This is a genomic window from Kribbella qitaiheensis (assembly GCF_042657745.1).
GTDB lineage: Bacteria > Actinomycetota > Actinomycetes > Propionibacteriales > Kribbellaceae > Kribbella > Kribbella qitaiheensis.
Genome location: NZ_JBHSKE010000043.1, coordinates 39864 through 59290 on the forward strand (window position 1 = coordinate 39864; position 19427 = coordinate 59290).

Annotated in this window: 20 protein-coding genes; 6 read left to right on the plus strand and 14 right to left on the minus strand. The window is 68.4% G+C overall.

The annotated features are described in order from the left end of the window. Window positions 1-54: 54 nt before the first annotated feature. Window positions 55-1749: a dolichyl-phosphate-mannose--protein mannosyltransferase gene (locus ACFPJ1_RS27390; RefSeq protein WP_380108214.1), complete on the plus strand. Its 1695-nt coding sequence runs from the start codon at window positions 55-57 to the stop codon at window positions 1747-1749. Here the strand turns inward: ACFPJ1_RS27390 and ACFPJ1_RS27395 are convergent. Then, window positions 1746-2423: a DUF1707 SHOCT-like domain-containing protein gene (locus tag ACFPJ1_RS27395; RefSeq protein ID WP_380108215.1), complete on the minus strand. Its 678-nt coding sequence runs from the start codon at window positions 2421-2423 to the stop codon at window positions 1746-1748. The two genes, ACFPJ1_RS27390 and ACFPJ1_RS27395, sit on opposite strands and share 4 nt — an antisense overlap. Before the next feature lie 75 nt (window positions 2424-2498). Then, complete coding sequence (locus tag ACFPJ1_RS27400; protein ID WP_380108217.1) at window positions 2499-3893, minus strand: alpha/beta hydrolase family protein; 1395 nt, start codon at window positions 3891-3893, stop codon at window positions 2499-2501. 166 nt (window positions 3894-4059) lie between these two features. Between ACFPJ1_RS27400 and ACFPJ1_RS27405 the strand changes: the two genes are divergently transcribed. Next, the gene (locus tag ACFPJ1_RS27405) at window positions 4060-4425 is read left to right on the plus strand and encodes a YciI family protein (RefSeq protein WP_380108219.1); all 366 of its coding nucleotides are present in this window, start codon (window positions 4060-4062) and stop codon (window positions 4423-4425) included. Window positions 4426-4427: 2 nt separating this feature from the next. Continuing rightward, window positions 4428-5642, plus strand: coding sequence for an RNA polymerase sigma factor (locus ACFPJ1_RS27410; protein WP_380108221.1), 1215 nt, complete (start codon window positions 4428-4430; stop codon window positions 5640-5642). A 37-nt stretch (window positions 5643-5679) separates the two neighbouring features. On the opposite strand, the gene ACFPJ1_RS27415 is transcribed toward ACFPJ1_RS27410, so the two are convergent. The 9 genes from ACFPJ1_RS27415 to ACFPJ1_RS27455 all read right to left on the minus strand — a co-directional run bounded on the left by ACFPJ1_RS27415 (window position 5680) and on the right by ACFPJ1_RS27455 (window position 12892). Beyond that, entirely contained in the window at window positions 5680-6498 is an 819-nt protein-coding gene (locus ACFPJ1_RS27415) for a Rossmann-like domain-containing protein (protein ID WP_380108223.1), read from the minus strand. A gap of 10 nt (window positions 6499-6508) precedes the next feature. Next, window positions 6509-7570: a pyridoxal-phosphate dependent enzyme gene (locus tag ACFPJ1_RS27420; RefSeq protein ID WP_380108224.1), complete on the minus strand. Its 1062-nt coding sequence runs from the start codon at window positions 7568-7570 to the stop codon at window positions 6509-6511. Between the two features lie 243 nt (window positions 7571-7813). After that, a complete protein-coding gene (locus tag ACFPJ1_RS27425; RefSeq protein ID WP_380108226.1) occupies window positions 7814-8374 on the minus strand; it encodes an NADPH-dependent FMN reductase in 561 nt (186 codons plus the stop codon). A 105-nt stretch (window positions 8375-8479) separates the two neighbouring features. Then, entirely contained in the window at window positions 8480-8980 is a 501-nt protein-coding gene (locus ACFPJ1_RS27430) for a MarR family winged helix-turn-helix transcriptional regulator (RefSeq protein WP_380108227.1), read from the minus strand. Between the two features lie 63 nt (window positions 8981-9043). After that, complete coding sequence (locus tag ACFPJ1_RS27435) at window positions 9044-10057, minus strand: CopD family protein (protein ID WP_380108229.1); 1014 nt, start codon at window positions 10055-10057, stop codon at window positions 9044-9046. Next, window positions 10054-10578, minus strand: a complete 525-nt coding sequence (locus ACFPJ1_RS27440; protein WP_380108230.1) for a copper resistance CopC family protein — start codon at window positions 10576-10578, stop codon at window positions 10054-10056. The genes ACFPJ1_RS27435 and ACFPJ1_RS27440 overlap by 4 nt, the downstream gene beginning before the upstream one ends. Before the next feature lie 2 nt (window positions 10579-10580). After that, on the minus strand, window positions 10581-11267 hold the full coding sequence (locus ACFPJ1_RS27445) for a YcnI family copper-binding membrane protein (protein ID WP_380108232.1): 687 nt from the start codon (window positions 11265-11267) through the stop codon (window positions 10581-10583). Window positions 11268-11330: 63 nt separating this feature from the next. After that, window positions 11331-11954: a hypothetical protein gene (locus ACFPJ1_RS27450; protein ID WP_380108234.1), complete on the minus strand. Its 624-nt coding sequence runs from the start codon at window positions 11952-11954 to the stop codon at window positions 11331-11333. A 98-nt stretch (window positions 11955-12052) separates the two neighbouring features. Then, complete coding sequence (locus ACFPJ1_RS27455) at window positions 12053-12892, minus strand: alpha/beta fold hydrolase (protein WP_380108236.1); 840 nt, start codon at window positions 12890-12892, stop codon at window positions 12053-12055. On the opposite strand from ACFPJ1_RS27455, the gene ACFPJ1_RS27460 reads away from it, so the two are divergent. Beyond that, window positions 12891-13820 carry an ROK family protein gene (locus ACFPJ1_RS27460; protein WP_380108237.1) on the plus strand — a complete coding sequence of 310 codons (930 nt, stop codon included), beginning with the start codon at window positions 12891-12893 and terminating at the stop codon, window positions 13818-13820. The two genes, ACFPJ1_RS27455 and ACFPJ1_RS27460, sit on opposite strands and share 2 nt — an antisense overlap. A gap of 26 nt (window positions 13821-13846) precedes the next feature. Next, entirely contained in the window at window positions 13847-14533 is a 687-nt protein-coding gene (locus ACFPJ1_RS27465) for a pentapeptide repeat-containing protein (RefSeq protein ID WP_380108239.1), read from the plus strand. Window positions 14534-15594: 1061 nt separating this feature from the next. Here ACFPJ1_RS27465 and ACFPJ1_RS27470 read toward each other — a convergent pair. Next, the gene (locus ACFPJ1_RS27470) at window positions 15595-16359 is read right to left on the minus strand and encodes a TetR/AcrR family transcriptional regulator (protein ID WP_380108241.1); all 765 of its coding nucleotides are present in this window, start codon (window positions 16357-16359) and stop codon (window positions 15595-15597) included. A gap of 61 nt (window positions 16360-16420) precedes the next feature. Here ACFPJ1_RS27470 and ACFPJ1_RS27475 point away from each other — a divergent pair, with 61 nt between their 5' ends. Further along, on the plus strand, window positions 16421-17269 hold the full coding sequence (locus ACFPJ1_RS27475; protein WP_380108242.1) for an alpha/beta fold hydrolase: 849 nt from the start codon (window positions 16421-16423) through the stop codon (window positions 17267-17269). 23 nt (window positions 17270-17292) lie between these two features. On the opposite strand, the gene ACFPJ1_RS27480 is transcribed toward ACFPJ1_RS27475, so the two are convergent. Together ACFPJ1_RS27480 and ACFPJ1_RS27485 are read right to left on the minus strand one after the other, a co-directional pair. Next, the gene (locus tag ACFPJ1_RS27480; protein ID WP_380108244.1) at window positions 17293-18315 is read right to left on the minus strand and encodes a metallophosphoesterase; all 1023 of its coding nucleotides are present in this window, start codon (window positions 18313-18315) and stop codon (window positions 17293-17295) included. 85 nt (window positions 18316-18400) lie between these two features. Next, on the minus strand, window positions 18401-19387 hold the full coding sequence (locus tag ACFPJ1_RS27485) for a helix-turn-helix transcriptional regulator (RefSeq protein WP_380108245.1): 987 nt from the start codon (window positions 19385-19387) through the stop codon (window positions 18401-18403). Between the last annotated feature and the right edge of the window lie 40 nt (window positions 19388-19427).

Below are 19427 nucleotides of genomic sequence, written 5' to 3' on the forward strand. Positions count from 1 at the left end.
TGCCCGGCGCGCGGGGGTGGAGTCGGGGGGCGGTGGTACGGGGGGCTCCGTACGATGGCCAGCGTGACTGCCGTGATCGATGACGACACCGCGAAGCCGGCCGAGGCCGGGACGGGTGCTGACGACCAGCGTGAGACGCTCGGGCGCGACGTTCTCGGAAGACGGTTGCCACCGCTGAAGGACCGGCTCTACCCGCCGATGCCGCGGGACTTCGAGGGCGGCTGGATCGCGACCCTGGCGATCACCGCGATGGCCGCGCTCCTGCGGTTCTGGAACCTCGGCAACCCGGTGAAGTTCGTCTTCGACGAGACGTACTACGCCAAGGACGCGTACTCGCTGCTCAAGCACGGGTACGCGCTGCAGTTCATCGACAAGCCCGAAGGTGCCGCCGACAAGGCGATCCTGGCCGGCAACCTGGACGTCTTCAAGGACACCCCGAGCCTGACCGTGCACCCCGAGGTCGGCAAGTGGATGATCGCGGCCGGTGAGCAGTTGTTCGGGATGAACACGTTCGGCTGGCGGTTCATGCCGGCCCTGTTCGGCACCCTGACGGTGCTGCTGGTGATCCGCACCGTGCGCCGGATGAGCCGGTCGACCCTGATCGGCTCTATCGCGGGCGTGCTGCTCGCGGTCGACGGCCTGCACTTCGTGATGTCCCGGGTAGCGCTGCTCGACGTCTTCCTCGCGTTCTGGCTGGTCGCGGCCGTCTCCTGCCTGGTCGCCGACCGCGACTGGACCCGCCGCCGGCACGCGAACTCCCTCGACAAGGCAGGGCCTGAGGGGCTGCAGGGCAAGGTCGGCCGCTGGCTGCTGATCCGCCCGTGGCGCATCGCCGCCGGCATCTGCTTCGGCCTCGCGCTCGGCACCAAGTGGTCCGCCGTCTGGGTGATCGCCGGCTTCGGCGTCCTCGCCTTCGCCTGGGACCTCGGCGCCCGCCGCGCGCTCGGCGCTCGGCACGCGTTCTGGAAGTCCGTCTTCGTCGACGGCATACCGGCGTTCCTCAGCATCGTGCTCGTCGCAGTGGTGACCTATACGGCGACCTGGACCGGCTGGCTGCTGCACGACAACGCCTACGACCACGACTACGCGTCCAAGAACCCGGCGCACGGCGTGATGAAGGTGGTCCCGGACGACTTCCGCTCGCTGATCCACTACCACCAGGAAGTGCTGGCGTTCCACACCGGCGACTACATCAAGAACGCCACCCACCCGTACTCGTCGAACCCGGCCGGCTGGCCGATCATCGCCCGCCCGATCGGCTTCGACGCGGTCAATGACATCAAGCCCGGTACGCCGGGCTGCAACACCACGGACGGGACGAAGTGCCTGTCGGTGATCTCCGCTCTCGGTACTCCGCTGCTGTGGTGGGGCGGCGCACTCGCCCTGATCGCCGCGCTGGTGCTGTGGGTCGGCCAGCGGGACTGGCGGTTCGGCGTACCGATCGTGGGTTATGTGACCTGCTGGGTGCCCTGGTTCGCCTTCGACGACAGACCGATCTTCTTCTTCTACGCCGTGACGATGATCCCGTTCACGGTGATGGCGCTCGCCATGGTGCTCGGCAAGATCCTCGGCCCGGCCAGGGTGGCGATGCAGCCGTCCACCCCGCGCCGGCTGATCGGCAGCGCGGTGGTCGGGGCATTCGTCGTCCTGGTGGTGCTCAACTTCGCCTACATCTGGCCGCTCCTGACCGATGAGGTACTCCCACACCCGGCCTGGCTCAGCCGGATGTGGTTCAAGTCCTGGATCTAGTGGCCTAGGCCCAGGTGGCCGTTGCCGCCGTTGTCGTCCTTGCGCTTCTTGGGCTTGGCGGCCTGGCCGCTGACTCCGCCGAAGAGGGCGAGGCCCTTGACGATGACGACGGGTGCGGCGGGGTCGATGTCCGTCGTCCCCCGGCCGCCGAAGCCACCGAAGATCCCGACGCCCTGGTTGCGGACCTCCACGCCCTCCGGCACGGTGATGTCGATCCCGCCGAAGACGGCGAACGCGTAGACGGTGACCTCACGGCCTTCGAAGACCGCGTCCCGCATGTCCAGGTCGCAGCCACCGAAGAGCGCCAGCGCGTTCGTCCGGCGCTTCACCCGCCAGCGGCCCTTGCGCTCACCACCGCTGAAGATGCCGATCACGGTGTCGAAGCTGTCCTGCGGATTCGCCGGTTCCTCGATCGGCACCCGGCTCGTCGACGGTACGGGCATCGCGGCGGCAGAACGGAACGGCTGACCCGGTACGGCGAGGTCCTGGGTGATCGGCTCGAGCTCGCCGAGAGTGCGCGCCTGCAGCGTCTGCTCGAGCCGCTCGGCATGCTCGTCCTGCGTGAGCCGGCCCGCCATCAGGGCATCCCGCAGCACCTCGACGACCTGGTCGCGGTCGGTGTCGGAGGCGCGTAGATGGGCGTGCGGGTTCGATCGCTCGGGCAGGTTCTCCATGGGACGCAACGATAACGCGGACCCCGGTCCTAATCTCCAGGGTTCTTCCCCCGAGAACCCTGGAGATTCACCCGGTCAGCGGGAGGGACGCAGCAAGGGGTTCGGACGGAAGGCGGTGAACGCCGGCGGCCGGACCGCGTCCCCTCCGGCGGCGAAGTCGAAGACCTTGCTCCAGGTCTCGCCGAGCGCTGCCGCCGCGCCGTTCAATCGCGCCGGATCCGTGCTCGGCCAGCGCCCCGTGTCGATCCGCGTCAACAGCGTCCGTAGGGCGACCGCCTCCTCGGCAACGCTGAAGGCACAGTGCGTCGCCCGCTCGGCGAACAACTGCCGCACGCGGCCCGGATCACCGTGCTCACGGACCTGCCCGGCGTACCAGTGCTCGTGGTCGGCGACAGCAACGTCGACTGTGTTGTGCAGGGTGACCACCGGTGAAGGCGTCGTACCGCGCGGCACGGCGTACTGCTGCATCCATCGCTTCGCCGCCGGGTCCGGGCTGATCCGCGGCGCCGCCGCCAGCCGGGCGAGATCCTTGTCCAGATCGATCCCGGCCTCCCGGTACGCCTTCCGCACGAAGTCCTGCTGATCCGACTTCGCCAACTGCCGCCGGTAATCGACGCCGACGTTGTACGACGGGTTGCCACCCGCGTGCTCGGAAAGATCCGCCTGACCGACCGCGCCGAAGACCCCGATGGTGCCGAATTGGTGAAGCTGTGCGAGCGCTCGGGCCTGCCCCTCCACCGAGTCCGGCATCGGGTCATGGGCCGAGTTCCAGCCGGTGACGTTGCCGAAGGAACTCGCCAGCGCGATCCGGGCCCGCCCGGCCCGGGCCTCGGCCGCCTCGGCCAGCACCGCCTGGAGCCGCCGTACGCTCTCGGCCGGATCCTTCGCCCGGACGAGGTCGATGTCCGCACCGGGTGCGAGCAACATCTTCAGCGCGAAGTTGATGTCCAGCGACTGATTCATCTGCCCGTACAGGTCGATCGGCGCGCACATCGCCAGCACGCCGTCGATCCGCCGGGGGTACCGCTCCGCGAGCAGCAGCGAGATCGCCCCGCCGCCCGACGAGCCGGTGGCGACCGTACGCCGGGGCTTGCCGACGTGGTCCTCGAACCAGTCGAGTACTCCGATCTGGTCCTCGACTGCCTCCTTCACCACGAACCCGGTCCGGCCCTTGAAGTCAGAGGCGGCGAGGGCATAGCCCTGCTCGAGCAACCAGGTCTGGCTGTCGTCCCGGTTGCCGTGACCGGGCGGGAAGACCGGCATGTCCGCCGGGTAGTACGGGTGGCTGAAGATCAGCAGCGTGCCGTTCCAGCGCTCAGGTGTCTCGACCTTGAACTCGGCGCCGTCGATCACGCCGGTATAGGTCTGCCGCCCTGGCTGGGCTTTCGTCCCGGCGGCCGCGCTGCCGGGGAATGCGAGCAGCCCGGTCAGCAGGGCTGCTGCGGTGAGGGCTCCGGTGACTCGTCTCATGGTCGTCTCCTTGGTCGGTGGGGACCTTTCACCCACTGGGTCGGAGCCGGACGGACGACGGGGACAGATGCCGCCGAAAGAATTCTGCGCAAGGATGCTGCCGAGCTGTCCCTGCCGCGGATCGGGCTCCGACTACTGGATAAATCAACTGGCAAGGGAGCGCGTCATGAAGTTCATCATGCTGGCCTACACGAACGCCCAGACCTGGGTCGAGGGAACCTGGGACCCCGAGGAGTTCCAGAAGGCGTGCGATTTCTACGAGCAACTCGGCAAGGACCTGACCGAGAGTGGCGAATTCGTCTACACGGCCGGCCTCGGTGATCCGTCGCTGACCAGGACGATCCGCGAGACTCCGACCGGCACCGTCGCGGCCGACGGCCCGTACGCCGAGGTCAAGGAGGTGCTCGCCAGCTTCGGCATCGTCGACGTGGTCAGCGCCGACCGGGCGTACGAGATCGCGCACCGGATCGTCGACGCGGTCGGCGACATTGTCGAGGTCCGTCCGCTGATGGACGGTTCGGCGGACTCCTGACCATGCTCGAGACCGGCACCGAGCACCTGCTGCGGGAACTCACGCCGCAGGTGCTCGGCGCGCTGGTCCGCAGGTACGGCCACTTCGACGCCTGTGAGGACGCCGTCCAGGAGGCGTTGCTCGCGGCCAGCGAGCAGTGGCCGCGCGACGGAGTACCGGACCAGCCGCGGGCGTGGCTGATCACGGTCGCCTCGCGCCGGCTCACCGACGAGTTGCGCAGCGAGGAGGCCCGGCGGCGGCGCGAGCACAACGTGGCACTCGAGGTGCCGCTCGCTGCTCCGGCCGCGGATGACGCCGTACCGCGGGATGCCGATGACACGTTGCTCTTGTTGTTCTTGTGCTGCCACCCGTCGCTGAACCGGGCGGCGCAGCTCGCCCTGACGTTGCGGGCGGTCGGCGGTCTCACCACGGACGAGATCGCTCGGGCTCTGCTGGTGCCCGAGGAGACGATGAAGAAGCGGATCACCCGGGCCAAACAGAGCGTGCGGACCTCGGGCATCCCGTTCCGGCCGCCTCCGCCGGCGGAACTCCCCGCGCGGCTGGCCGCAGTACTGCAGGTGCTGTATCTGATCTTCAACGAGGGCTACACCAGCACCGAGCGGATCGACCTGGCCGAAGAGGCGATCAGGCTGGCCCGGCTGACCTACCGCCTGCTTCCGGACAACGGCGAGGTCGCGGGGCTGCTCGCGCTGATGCTGCTCACCCACGCCAGACGAGCAGCCCGTACTACGGACGCGGGCGACCTGATCCGGCTGGACGAGCAGGACCGGGCTCTGTGGGACCGGGACGCGATCGTCGAGGGCACGGCGCTCGTCACCGAGGCGATGACCCGCACCGCGCTCGGCCCGTACCAACTCCAGGCCGCGATCGCCGCCGTCCACGACGAGGCCGTCCGGGCGGAGGACACGGACTGGGTACAGATCCTGGCGCTCTACGATCTCCTGATCCGCTTCGACGACAGCCCGGTCGCGCTGCTCAACAGAGCGGTGGCGGTCGCCATGGTTCAGGGACCTCGTGCGGGTCTGTCGCTGGTGGAGGACGCCGCGGCCGATCCCCGCCTGGCGCGGCACCACCGCGTCGATGTCGCTCGGGCCCATCTTCTCGAACTAGCCGGCGATGTGGCTGAAGCCCGAGAGGCCTACCTGACTGCCGCCCGCCGTACCACCAGCACGCCCGAGCAGCGCTACCTAAACGCCCGCGCCGCTCGTCTCCGCTGACCGAACTCTCCGGCCGCCGGGGTGCGGTGGTCAGTGCTCACGGTGTCGGGGGTCCGTCCTTGCGGTAGCGGTAGAGGCTTGTGGGGCGGGAGCTGAACTGGGAGAAGGGGAAAGGCTCCGCCGACAGGGCGGTGACACCGGAGCCGAGGAAGGACCGGACTACGGCACTTCCGGTCTGAGCATAGACCGCCAGCGGCTTCTCTTGCTCACGGCAACGATCAACAAGGACGTCGAAACTCCCGTTGCTCAAGGTCATTCCGGTCGCGACGACGGCATCGGCGGCGTCGATAACCTCCGTCATGTCGCGGGAAACCGGCAACCCAGATGCAGTCTGGCGAAGGTTGAAGTCGCAGGGCAGACAAGTGCCGCCGCGCGCGGTGATCGCGTCCACGAGCGGGTTCACCACCCCGATCAACGCGACCTTCGTCCCGTCACGGACATCCAGGAGCCCCGCGACCGCGGCATCACGCGCCCGCGCGCGGACGTCCGGCGTACCGGCTGGGAGCACGACTTCCTCGGCGCCGGGTGCAGCGTAATGTGGCTCGACCGAGGCCAAGTAGGCGTCCAACGCGGCGATCCGGACCGGCAGTGGTGCGTCGGCGATCAGGCTGTCCAGCGATAGGCCCGAGGTCTGCTCGCAGTAGGACGGCTCCAACTCGCCGACCTCGAAGGAGCAAGCACCGAAGACCTCAGCGACTCTGAGCAGCACGTAGTAGTTCTTGTAAGTGACGTCTGCGCCGGGCAGCCGCGTGGTGTGGTGCAACCAGAAAGCACTGGTGACGCTCAGCCCAGCGGGCGTCGGTCCGCATTCCCCAGCGAGAACAGCAGCAGTGAGCGAAGCCACGGAAGCCGGCATGGTGATCACCTTAATGCGACGGGGTCGCAGCTGGGAATTCTCGGCGCTGGGCCCAGGCCGACTCGCGCCGGTCCCAGGTCATCGCCGACCACGGGACCGCGAGCTCGTCCAGGGACTCGATCTCGCGGGGTCGCATCGTGTCCATCGGGCGCGCCTCGGCATGGCGGGCGAAGGCGGACTCGACGTACCGGGTGCCGGTGTCGGCGGCGAGGAAGACGTGCGTCCGGCTGCTGTCGCAGGTGTGTTCCCACAGGGCGGACAGGTACGCCGCGCCGGCCGACAGCCCGGCGAACACCCCGGAGGTCCGGAGCAGGTCCACCGCCGCGGACATCGCGTAGTCGAACGACACCCAGTGCAGGCGGTCGTACAGCTCGTGCCGCACGTTCCGGAACTCGATCGAGCTGCCGATCCCCGCGATGATCATCTCCGGGTCCTGGGTGTGCGCGGCGCCGAAGGTGATGCTGCCGAACGGCTGCACGCCGACCAGGTTCACGTCCCGGCCACGATCCCGCAGGTACTCCGCGATCGCGCCGGTCGAGGCACCCGTGCCGACTCCCCCGACCAGGCACAACGGCCCGGCGGGGACCAGTTCGGCGACGAGATCCGCGACCGCGCCGTACCCGAGGTAGTGGATGTCGTCGTGGTACTGCTGCATCCAGTGGTACGTCGGGTTGTCGCGCAGGATCTCGCCGATCCGCCGGACCCGGAGGTTCTGGTCGAGCTGCAGGTTGTTCGACGACGGCACCTGCTCGACCGTCGCGCCGAGGATCTCGAGCTGGATCCGCAGGGTCCGGTCGACGGTGGTGGACCCGACGATGTGGCACTTCATCCCGTACCGGTGGCACGCCAGCGCGAGCGCGTGCGCGTAGATCCCGCTGGAGCTGTCGATCAGGGTGTCCCCGGTGCGGACGGCGCCCGTCTCCAGCAGCTGCCGGACGGCGCCGAGCGCGGAGTACACCTTCATCGTCTCGAACCGCAGGCAGATCAGGTCGTCGCCGACCCGGATCGGGTCAGGATCCTTGATCGCCTCCGCCAGATGGTCGTGCAGTCGGGCAGGCCATCGATCGGTCACCGCGGGTCGCTCCTCGTGTCGGCACTACTGGTCAGCACGGGCGGAGGTGCGGGTTCTTCGGACAGTCGCCAGCGCGCATCTGAACGACGCTCATCATTCTTCGGCACGGCGAGCCGCACCGCCGTCCGTAACGGCGTGTCACCGATCGCTACCTCCAAGTACTGGTCGTCACCGCCAGAATTGCCCGGGAACGACAGCGGCCCGGGTCCGCCTGCTGGCGGGACCCGGGCCGGTGCAGTTCGGTCAGGCGGCGCGGACCGTGGCCAGCGCGTTGCTCCAGGAGACGACCTGGTCGAGCATCGCGTTGACCTGGCCCTCCTGGTGCTCCGCCGGCGTGAACTCACTGAAGTTCTTGAAGTCGGTCATCAGCGAGAGGGTGACCTGGTTGCGCACGTCGGCGACCTTCAGCTCACCCATCACCAGGCGCAGGTGCTCGACCGCGCGGGCGCCGCCGACGGCGCCGTAGCTGACGAAGCCGGCGGCCTTGTCGTTCCACTCGGCGAAGAGGAAGTCGATGGCGTTCTTCAGCGCGCCGGAGGTCGAGTGGTTGTACTCGGGGGTGACGAAGACGAAGCCGTCGAACGAGCCGATCTTCTCCGCCCAGGCCAGCGTGTGCGGCTGGCTGTACTGGCCGGCCGCCGGCGGGATCGCCTCGTCGAGGTGCGGCAGCTGGTAGTCGGCGATGTCGACGAGCTCGAACTCGGCATCGCTGCGCTGCTTGGCGATGTCCAGCACCCACTTGGCGACGGCTTCGCCGTTGCGCCCCGGACGGGTGCTACCGAGGATGATCGCGATCTTAGGCATGTCTTTCCTTCAGGCAGGAGGTCGTCCGAGGGGGCTCGTCGACCAAGATGGTGATGTGTCACCAAAGTTAGCAGATCAAGATGACACGTCAACCAAGGTGTCCGGTCAGCAGCCGCCGGCAGGTGAGGTGGGGCCCTCGCGGTACAGGTCCCTGGCGGGCAGCTCGGCCAACACCCGGTCCAGCAGTTTGGTCAGGACTTCCTGCTCGTCACGGCTCAGTTTGTCCAGGAAATAAGCCCGGACGGCGTCCACGTGGTCCGGCGCCGCCGCCTCGATCGCGGCCCGGCCTGCGTCCGTCAACCGGACCATCGACCCGCGCGCGTCCGACACACATTCCTCCCGGACCACTAGCCCGCGCCTCTCCATCCGGCTGACCTGGTGGGACAACCGGCTGCGCTCCCAGCCGACGGACTTGCCGAGGTCCCGCGTCCGCAGTACGCCGCTTTCCGCGGTCGACAACGGGTGCAGCAGCGCGTAGTCGGCTCCGGACAGGCCGGAGTTGCTGATCAGCCTGTTCTCCAGCGCACCGACCAGTTCGCGATAGGTGTCACGGTACGACTGCCACAGATGCGCCTCGCGCGCATCCAGCCACCGCGGGTCCGTCATCTGTCCATGATACGTACACCTGTTGACATGTCACCGAGCCGAGCCGTAGCGGTCCGATCGGGTTCAAGGGGTGCGTGAGAGGGCGACAGCCAGGCCGACGGTGGCGCACATCAGGACGAGTTCTCCGGCGGCGAGCCGCCAGAAGGCGGCCGGCTGGTTCGCGGCGAGTGCGGGGAGGGTGGCGCGGCGGTGCCACCAGCCGATCCAGACCAGCAGGGCGAAGGCGACGGTCTTGGCGAAGACCAGCGCGCCGTACCCGGTGGTCACCCACTGGGTGATCAGGCCCCAGCCGTCCTGGTGGCCGCCGAGGTGGATCTCGGCCGTCAGCAGACCGGTGATCCCGATCGAGATCGCGCAGACCAGCGCCAGGCGGCTGAAAGTCTCAATGGCCTGGAGGTAGTCCCGACCGTACCGGAGCAGTGAGCCGAGACCGCCGATCCAGGTCGTCGCCGCGTAGACATGCACGACCAAAGATGCGGTCGCGAGGAGCGACCAGAAGGTGGTCCGCTCGATTGCGCCGTGTCCCGTCAGCAACGGACCGGTGAGCGCCGCGGCCGTCAGTACGAGGCACAGGCGCGCGCCGGCGATCGTGCGGCAGCCGCTCAACACGATCGCCAGCAGAGCGGTCAAGACGACTGCTGCCGCGAGCGCCCGGACCTGAGGCAGCGACCCCGCGTCGCCGGCGCGGGCTGCCAACTGCGACATCGGGATCCCGAGGATGACCGTGGCCGTGGTGAGCAGGCCGCCGATGCTCGCGATCGCCCATACCCCCGCGGCCACGGCAGCGTCCTGGCAGGCGCGAAGCCCTTGTGCACTGAGCTTCCCGTCTGTTGCCGGGAGCAACACCGCGGCCGCGAGCACGCCACCACCCGTCGCGATGGCAGCAAGGTCGGCCAGCAGGCGCAGTACCGGGACGGCCCATGACACCGGCGTACCGGCTCCGGTCAGGCCCGGGGGCAGCGGTTGCGGGGCGCCGCCTGCGGCGAGCAGGGCGACGACCATCACCACGAGGCCCGCGGCAACGGCTCCGGCGCCGAGCACCTTGCCGGAGACGCGCGAGCCGGTCGCGACCGTCATGACGATTCGGGCCCCGGGCGGCGACGTACGATCACCACGGCGAGGGCGACGACCACCAGCATCACCAGTACCGCCGCAACGATCACGACCACGTTCGACCCGCTCTCCGGGGTCGCCGGGGTGGGCGCCGGTACGGCGGCGTGACCGGCGTGGGTGATCGTGAAGCTGGCGGAGACCGTGATGGGGTGCCCGTCGGCGGACACGATCCGGGCGTCGACGGTGTACTTGCCGACCTCGATCATCGCGCCGACGGGCTGGGTGACCGTCTTGTCGATCACCGTGATCTGGCCGGCGGACACGTTGGCGCCACTGGGTGACTTGACCTGTACTTCGGCGCCGGTGCTGCCGACGGGTTCGCTGAAGGTCAGCACCACCTGGGTCGGTGGGGCGGCCTGGGTGGAGCCGTCGGCCGGGGTCATCGATTCGAGCTTGGCGTGCGCCGCCGCCACCCCGGTGGAGACCACCAGGGTGAGCAGCGACGCCACCAATACAGCTACCAAGCGGCGCATGATCTTGGGCACGATTACGACGTCGCCTTCCCAGGCCCGGCGCGCAGCCCCAGGCCGAGCCCGATCAAGCCGAGCAGCAACCCGGCGCCACCGAGAACGCGGGCGAGCGTGTCCGTTCCACCTTCATCCTCGGCGTCCGTGGTGGCGGCGACGGGGGTGATCGCGGTGGTCAGCTTCAGCGACGGCGCGGGGTGCTCGGGCTTGTCGGCGCCGTCCTTGGCGATCTGCTCCCACTTGACCACTTCGCCGTCGTTGTAGGTCTGCACGGCCGGGAAGTTCAGCGTGTCCACACCCTCGGGGATCCGGCCGACCGACAGCGCGAACTCGTCGAAGTCGTTCGGCGGGACACCACCCGCGGCGGCAGTCCACGTGACGGTGGTGATCGCCTCGGTCAGCGTCACGTCGCCGACCTTGACCGGCGCGGGCAGCTTCTCGGTGGTCTTGACCACCTTCCAGCCGTCCTTCACCTGCGCGCCGACACTGCTGAACGGACGGTCCTTGGGTAGCGAGACGACGAGTTTGGTGGTGCTGGCGGTGTCGGACTCGCTCGGCACCCGGAACACCAGCTTGGCGTAGCCGCCGGGCTTGGCATCCGGTGACGACACCGTGACGTGCGCCGAGGCCGAGTTGGCGGCCCCGACGAAGACGAGCGCGGACGCCGCGGTGACCGCGGCAGCGCGCAGGACGAACTTCTTGGACATGACAGCAGACCCTTTCGCGGGCGGTTCAGTTCGGCCGGCCCGCGACTTGCTGCGCGCGGCCGGTCAGGACGAGGCGATGAGGAGCGCCACCGCCGGCGGCCCGCGCCGCGACACGTTCGAGGTCAGCCACCGCTGCCGGAGCTGCGGAACATCCGGTACGCCGGTCAGGCCGCGGGCGAGGGTGGGAACCACCAGGACCACGGCCGCGGGAAGTTGCGGAACCAGGCGCGCCAGGACCCGCAGTACGCGCGAGGCCCATTGGTGCGCGCGGCCGATCAGCACGACGCCGGCGAGCAGGACCAGCAGGTGAGCCGCGGTCATCGTCAACGCGCCAGCGACCCCGTCGTGCATAGGCGGCGGTGAGGTTGCCTCAGGCATCGGCATGGCCATACCCGGCATGTCGTGGGTGTGGCTGTGACCGGTGGGCATCGCTGCCGGCGCGGCTGCTGGATGGGCGGCGTCCAGGGTCACGTGCACGATCAGCTGGATCCCGGCGAGCACCGCGACCGAGAGCCAGCGGCTGCCGGCGAGGTAGTCGCCGAGCAGCCAGCAGGCGGCCGCGAGCGCGACGAGTCGCGGCACCACCGCGAGTGGGATCGACCCGTCGCTGATCAGCACGTGCCCGACCGCCGCGACCGCGACGCTCAGCGTCACGACGGCGGAAGTCGCACTGGTCTCGGCACGCACTACCGGTCACCCTCGTCGGTTCGGAGAAGTCAGCGTGACCGTTGGGCGGGCCTCGCTTCAGACCACTCTACGTACGGGCGACGCCCGGTGGTTCCCGATCAGTGCGCCGAGCTGAAACCCAGCACCGCAGCGGAGAACGCCTCGGGCTCCTCGAGGTGCGCGAAGTGCCCGCTCTCGCCGAAGACCACGAGCTGCGAGCCGGGGATCCCATCGTGCAACTGGCGGGCCCACTTCTCCCCGCAGATGAAGTCGGCCACCCCGACCAGTACCAGCGTCGGCACGGTGATCTCGCCGAGCCGGTTCCGCACGTCCCAGAGGCTGGGCTGCCGGTTCGGGTCGAGCGTGAGGTCCATGGCGGTCATCCAGTCGGCGATCCGGTCCTGGATGCCGCGGAAGTCCTTGAAGTAGACCGGCAGCAACCGGCCGAGCGAGTCGAGGTGGGCAGCCTTGTCAGCCGGGAGGTCCGCGTCCTCCCGCCAGGCCTGGACGACCTGGTCGGCGAGCGGGTCACCGGCGTGCTCAGCGGCGTACTCGTCGACCCTGCGGCCGGCCTCCTCGCCGAGCTCGGGGCCGTTGAACGCCATCGAGTCGTAGACGATGATCCCGGCCAGACTCTCGGGGTGGTCCAGGGCGAACTGCAGCGCAACGAACCCGCCGTGCGAGTGGCCCAGGAAGAACACCTTCTCCTCGCCGAGCTGGCGGGCCACCTCGTTGGCGTAGTACGCGTAGTTCTCCATGCTGTAGTCGCCGTCGGGCAGCAGGTCGGAGTTCCCCGTACCGACGGGCTCGACGTACACCATAGTGAGGTGCTGCTCCAGCTCCGGCATCCGCAGGTACTCGTAGTGGATCCCGGGTCCGCCCGGGTGAACCAGGCAGACCGGTCCGGAGCCGGCCACGTGGTAGGTGACCTTCACACCGCCCACGATGAGTTCAGACATGTCGACAAGTCTGCCTGACATCCCCGGCCGGTTCGGAGTCCTGGGTAGCCCGTCGTGGATGATGGGCCGCATGAGTGCGGGTGTGCCGGTGCTGGAGATCGGCGGGAGTCATGTCACGGCGGCGGTGGTGTCGCCGGCCGGCTGGGACATCGAGGTGGTCGAACGGGCGAAGGTCGACTCGCAGCGATCGGCTGACGAGATCGTGGCCCAGCTGGTCGCCGCGGCGAAGCAGTTGCCATTGGCAAGCGGGTTGGCGGTCGCATTGCCCGGGCCGTTCGACTTCGCGACCGGGATCGCCTGGTACCGCGGGGTGGAGAAGTTCGACTCGCTCTATGGACACGACCTCGGCAAGAGCCTGCGGGAGTTGCTCGAGCTCGATCGAGTCGTCTTCCTGAACGACGCGGAGGCGTTCTCGGTCGGCGAGTGGACAGCCGGCGAGCTGCTCGGCCTGGATCGCTGTGTCGGCGTCACCATCGGCACGGGCATCGGCACGGGCTTTCTCGATGACGGTCGAGCCGTCCGAACCGGCGACACCGTGCCACCCGGCGGCGAGCTCTACAAGGTGTCCCACGACGGCCGTCCGCTCGAGGACTGGATCTCGGCCCGCGCGATCCTCCGCTTGTACTTCGACCGGGTGGGCGCCGAGGAGTCCGCGATCGGTGTGAAGGAGATCGCCGAACGGGCCCGGGGTGGTGAGGCCGTCGCCCTAGAGGTCTTGCTCGACGCCTTCGGGGTGTTGTCCCGGGCCCTCGTCCCGTGGCTCTCGCGGTTTGGCGCCACCCGAGTCGTCCTCGGTGGCTCGATCTCCGGCGCTTTCGACATCGTCTCGTCGGTATTCCCCTTCGATGTCGCTGCCACCCGGGACACGGAGCACTCGGCCCTGATCGGCGCCGCCGCGCACTACGTCCGCAGTACCGGCGGAAACTGACGGAGGGGGTCGCTACGGTGGCGGGCATGGCTTCTCGTAAACCCGCCGCCAAGCTCGCCGCGCCCCGGCTACGCGCCCAGCTCGACGAGACGACCGTCAGCGCGGACGAGGTGGAGGACGAGGCCAGGTTCACCGATCTGGCGCTCACCGAGCAGGACCTGAGCGACGTCGAGGCCGAGCACGTCGAGATCAGCGGCTGCCGGCTGACCAGGTGCAACCTTGGTGGGTCCGACCTGGAGAAGCTGATCCTGGTCGACCTCGAGCTGGATCACTGCGATCTCGCGAACGCCCGCTGGTCCGACGCGTCGGCGATGCGGGTGGCGGTGACGTCGTCGCGGCTGACCGGGTTCGCCGGGCCGGGGATGAGCCTGCAGCACGTGACCGTGAGGGACTCGGTGCTCGACTTCAGCACGTTCCGGTTCGCGAAGTTCGTCAAGGCCGAGTTCACCGACTGCCGGCTGCAGAACGCCGACTTCGTGTCGGCTGACCTGAGCGGCACGGTGTTCCGGCGCTGCGACCTGACCGCGGTCGAGTTCTCGCAGGTCACCGCCACCGGCGCGATCTTCGTCGACTGCACCTGGGACGGCACCCGCGGCATCGGCAGCCTCGCCAGCGCCACGATCGCCAACTCCTCCCCCATCGACACCCTCGCCGTCACCATCGCAATGGCATCGGCCCTCAACATCACCCTCGGCGACCCCGACGAGCTCTAGGTGCGGGTCGGCCAGGACGTTGGTGGCACTTGACGCCGGAGCGCTGACGGTTGTTGCTGGTTCGGGGTTCTGCCAGTCGGGCCGCCGCCTGCTCTGGAGTCGGGTCGCGGGCATGGGGCTGGTGATCCAGCGGACGGCCACCACTCAGCAACCTCGCCAGTCGTTCACGCGTCCGGCGTCACCAGGCGGGCGCGCCAGCGGGTCGGACGTGGATCGCCAGGCGCGTGCCAGGGGTTCAGGCGTGGTTGGTGAGTGCTGGCCGTCCGGGCCACCCACCCACCAGCCATCGCGCCCGCCCAGGTGTCTGCCCGGGCGAGCGCCTGTGATGGGTTCGAACAACATGCCGGGACCTCGGACAACAAGTGGGGACCTCGCGAGCCTGTTGCAAAATGGATTTGGACCTCTCTGCCCACACCGACACGCCGCGACTTTTCCTGCGGAGGTGGACCGCTTCCCTCACTGGGGCTGAGATTTCGGCCAGATCGAGAGGTTGATCCCCACCGAGCTGGGTCGGTCGGTGATTGTGCAACAGGTCCCCAGGTCCCCACACGGTGTCCGAAGTCACGGTGTCCCCACCACCGCAACCCGTCGACCCCCAGATCTGCGGTCGGCCTCCCGATGACAGGTTGTTCGGCCACTGGCGCCTCACAAGCCGCCAGCCAGCGGACAGCCTGCCAGCGGACCCCGAAACGAGCCACACGCCGCCGACCAAGCCCGCCCAACCGGCCAACAAACCTGCCAGTGGACGAACAACCCGCCAGTGGTCGAGCAACCCGCCGGCGCCAACCCTCGAATCGCCGCAACCACCACTCCTCGGGGCGAAAACCACCCCCGGGAGCCCCTGGCGTACCGAAGGACAGGAAGTAGTCGCCCTACACCCCGGCAGGCATCCCACGCCTGGAACCTCCGCGACCACTCGCACAAGAAATAGGCTGTCCGAGGCCCCGATTTGGTGTCCCAAATCTCCACAACCAATGCCGCTCCCACAACCACGGGGGCGCCGATCGGCCAGACGGGTCGTTCTCGCGCCGACAAGTGCGCATCACCGCCGGCAGGGGTGGTCAGGTGGTGCGGGTGGTGATGCCTTCGAGGATGAGGTTGATGGCTCCGGTGAAGGCTTCTTCGGCGGCGCGTTCCCAGGGCTTGTCGCCGAGGGTCGCCTGCCGGGCTGCGATCGCGACGGAGTGCGGGAACCGCTCGGCGAAGTCGGGCGCCGCCTCAGCCAATGCTTGCGCGCGAGCTCTCCACCACTCCGGATCCTGGGCGTTGACGGACTCGATGCGCTGACGAGCCGCGCCCTGGACCACGCTGAACAGGGCACTCGTGGCGGCAGGGCGTTCCTTGAGCGGCAGACCCGACTCGGCAAGGACCGCCAGCAGGGTCTCGAGCGCGGACTGCTCATGCGGACCGAGTACCGGGCGTGCGGCCGAGATCTGCAGCAACCAGGGATGCGTCAGGTAGAGATCACGAAGCTCGGTGCACCAGTGGATGACGGCCTTCCGCCAATAGGCCCCTCGTCCTCGGCCCTTCGTCGGCGCCGGCCCGATCGTACCGAGATCCTGGTGAACGCTGTCGTACATCAGGTCGAGCAACTCACCACGTCCCGGCACGTACGTGTAGAGCGACATCGCCGTGCGCCCGAGCTCCTGGCCGACCGCCCGCATCGTGAGCCCGTCGAGGCCGTGGCGATCGGCGATCCGCACGGCCGCGTCCACGATCTCCTCGACGCTCGTGGCCTGCCGCGGGCCACGCTTCGGCGCCGCCGCCTTGCCCCACAGCAGGGCCAAGGTCCGCCCCGGATCACCCTGCCCGGCGTACTCGGTCACTTTTCTCCTTACAACGTAAAGTGTTACTCTCGAAAAACACTATACAACGTAAGGAGTTTCCGTGGCGGCTACCCACACTGCGACCGCCTTGCACGACGGCGCATCGATCGACTTCGAGGTCCACGGCGATGGTCCGGCGCTGTTGCTGCCGGTGAACCCGATCGCCCCGCCCGAAGGCCCCGCGACCGAACAGATGCGAGCCTGGGGCGCAGACCCGGCGCTCGGCCACACCCTGGTCGAAGGATTCAGCCGGCGCTTCCGTGTCATCGCCTTCGACTACGAGGGCCATCTCCAGGCCCACCCCCAACCCGACACGCTCACCCCCGACAACGTCGCCGCCGACTTCCTGGCCATCGCCGACGCCGCCAACGCAGAGACCTTCGCGTACTACGGCTACAGCTGGCTCGGCATGATCGGCCTGCAGCTCGCCATCCGCACCAACCGCCTGACCGCCTTGGCGATGGGCGGATTCCCACCCCTCGACGGCCCGTACGCAGCCATGCTCCAGGTCACCGAGGCCACCCACGAGATGGCCGGCGCCCCCACCACCGGAGCCGAGGTGGAGGTTGGTGACTGGGACTCCACAGAAGTTGCCATGAGCAAAGAGCAGACCCAGCAGTACGCCACCCTCTACCGCGCCCTGGCCACCTTCGACGACCACACCGCTCAGGACAGGATCACCTGCCCCAAGCTCTGCATCGTCGGCTCGGCCGACAACATCCAGTACGGCGACCGCTGGGGCAACGCCTACGTAGCCATCGGCTCAGCAGTCACCACCAACCGCGCAAACCTCCAAACCCTCGGCTGGACAGTGCAAATCCTGGACAACCTGGACCACATGCAAGCAATGCAGGCCGCCCAGATCCTCCCAGTAGTAGAACCCTGGCTTGCCGCTCAGCTCACCAGTTGAGCTGAGCGGCTAGCCCCGACATCTCAGGAGGTGAAGGGCACCCGGGTCCAGCTGAGAACGTTCCGGTCGCGCGGGTCGATCGTCACCCGCAGGTAGTTGTCGACCCCTGTGGACCCGTCCACGGTCACCCGCGTCAGGTTGGTCACCGGCTTGGCGACGCCGTACAGCGAGAGCCACTTCGACCCCGCACCGAGCGGCTGGTCGCTGTTGTAGACGTGGCTGTCACCGTTCAGCAGATACACCGGACCGCGGAAGGTCGCGGACTCCTGGGCGATCGCCTGCACGATCGGCTGGAAGGCGAAGAAGTCGGCATACGACGGGGTGCCGTCGGTCGGGACGAACATGTCTGCCTGGGTCAGCAGGACGACCGCCCTGTTGTGCTCGCGGCGGGCCTGCGCGAAGGTGTCGCGGATCTCCTGGATGCCGGCCGCAGTACGGGTCAGTACCTCGGCGCTCTGCTCGGGCGTCGGCGCGGTCTTGCCGGTCCACGGCGCCAGGCTGTTGTTGCTACCGACGATGTGCACCGCGGCGAACGCTACGTTCGCCCGGGTGAAGGTGACGTTCTCGGGAACGCCCTGCGCAGCCTGCGTGGTCACCTTCGACGGGTGCTTGCCCAGCGTCTGCCCCGGCGTCGGGAAGAAGACCGAGCGGAGCTTGGTGAGCCGGTCGAGCGGGTTGTAGCCACCGTTGTTGGCGCGGTGGCAGTCGGTCCACTCGTTGTCGCCGATGGTGTAGACGAGCGGGTCGGCGAAGTTGTCGAACTCCTTCTTCACCTGGCCGAAGTACTCGTCGGTGCACAGCGACGACCCGTCCTTGATGTCACCGAGGTGGCTGACCAACTTGACCTTCGGGTCGTCGTTGATCTGCTGCACGACGTGCGGGAACTCGGCGATCTGGGCCGGCCCGTAGGGGATGTCGCCGATCACGGCGAAGGTGTAGGTGTCGTCGCCATGACGGGCGCTCGTCGCGGTGGCGGACGGCAGGCCCACACTCGCGACGACCAGCGCAACACAGGCAGAGACAAGAGACGCGCGGCGAATTCTCACAACCACTCCAAGTCAGAAAGGGAATCCAGCCCACCCAACGCCCTCTCGATGAACCAGACGCCACCCCCGAATGAACTCCGTCCCCTCAGCGGGCGAGGTACTTGCGTACGTCGTCGGCGACCTGGCTGCGGTTGTCCATCTCGTACTTCTTGAGGATCGTGCCGAGGTGTGACTTCACGGTGTTGAGGCTGATCCCCAACTCCGCGGCGAGCGCATCGTTGTCGAGCCCTTGCACGAGGAGTACGGCGACGCCCTGCTGGGCCCGGGTGAGACTGCCGAACCGGCGTTCCGGCTCTTCGTCCGCGTCCAGCATCATCTCGATCAACTCGGACTGCGTCTGTTCCGCGGTACGGACGAGCCTGGCCAGGTGGCCCCGGATCGGCTCCTTCCCCGCCTCCGGCTCGGCCATCGCCTCGTCGGCGATGCCGCGCAGTACGGCGATCCGGTTGGACAGGTACTCCATCACGTGGTCCGAGGTCAGCAGGTTGGGAGTGTCCTCGCCCGCCGGCAACAGCCGCAGCGCCTCGCGATCCTCGGCCTCCCGGGACAACACCCGCGCGACCATCCCGGTGAGCCACTCGAACGCACGGACGGCGTTGTCGTCGTACACGCCGTCCTGGTAACTCTGCATCGACATCATGCCGAACAACTGTTCGCTGTCGTCCTTGCCGGTCCTGAACATCGGCACGATCACCGCATCGGCCGACCTCTTGGTGACATCACCGCACGGCACGCCGCCCTGCAGCGCCGCACCGTTGTCATAGGCGAACCGATAGGTCTGCCGATTCCTCAGCAACCAGGCCGTCGGCCCGTTCGGCCCGAAGTTGTGCGTGGCCGGGTCGTCGTACTTGCCGTCCTCGTACCCGTACGGGTAGCGCACCCGGCTCGACCCCTGCAGGAACCCGACATAGAACGTGTCGACCTGCGCGAACTTCCCGGCCACCGCGCGCGCATAGTCGTACAGGCCGTAATGATTGCCGCGGAATGTTGCCTCGATCTTGTGATACGCCTCGCGCAGAATGATCGCCGTACCGGCGTCGATGCGCACAGGTACGGCCTTCCCGTCCCCCATGTAGCCCCAGCCCCCAACTCACCAACTTCGCCCCCGAAGC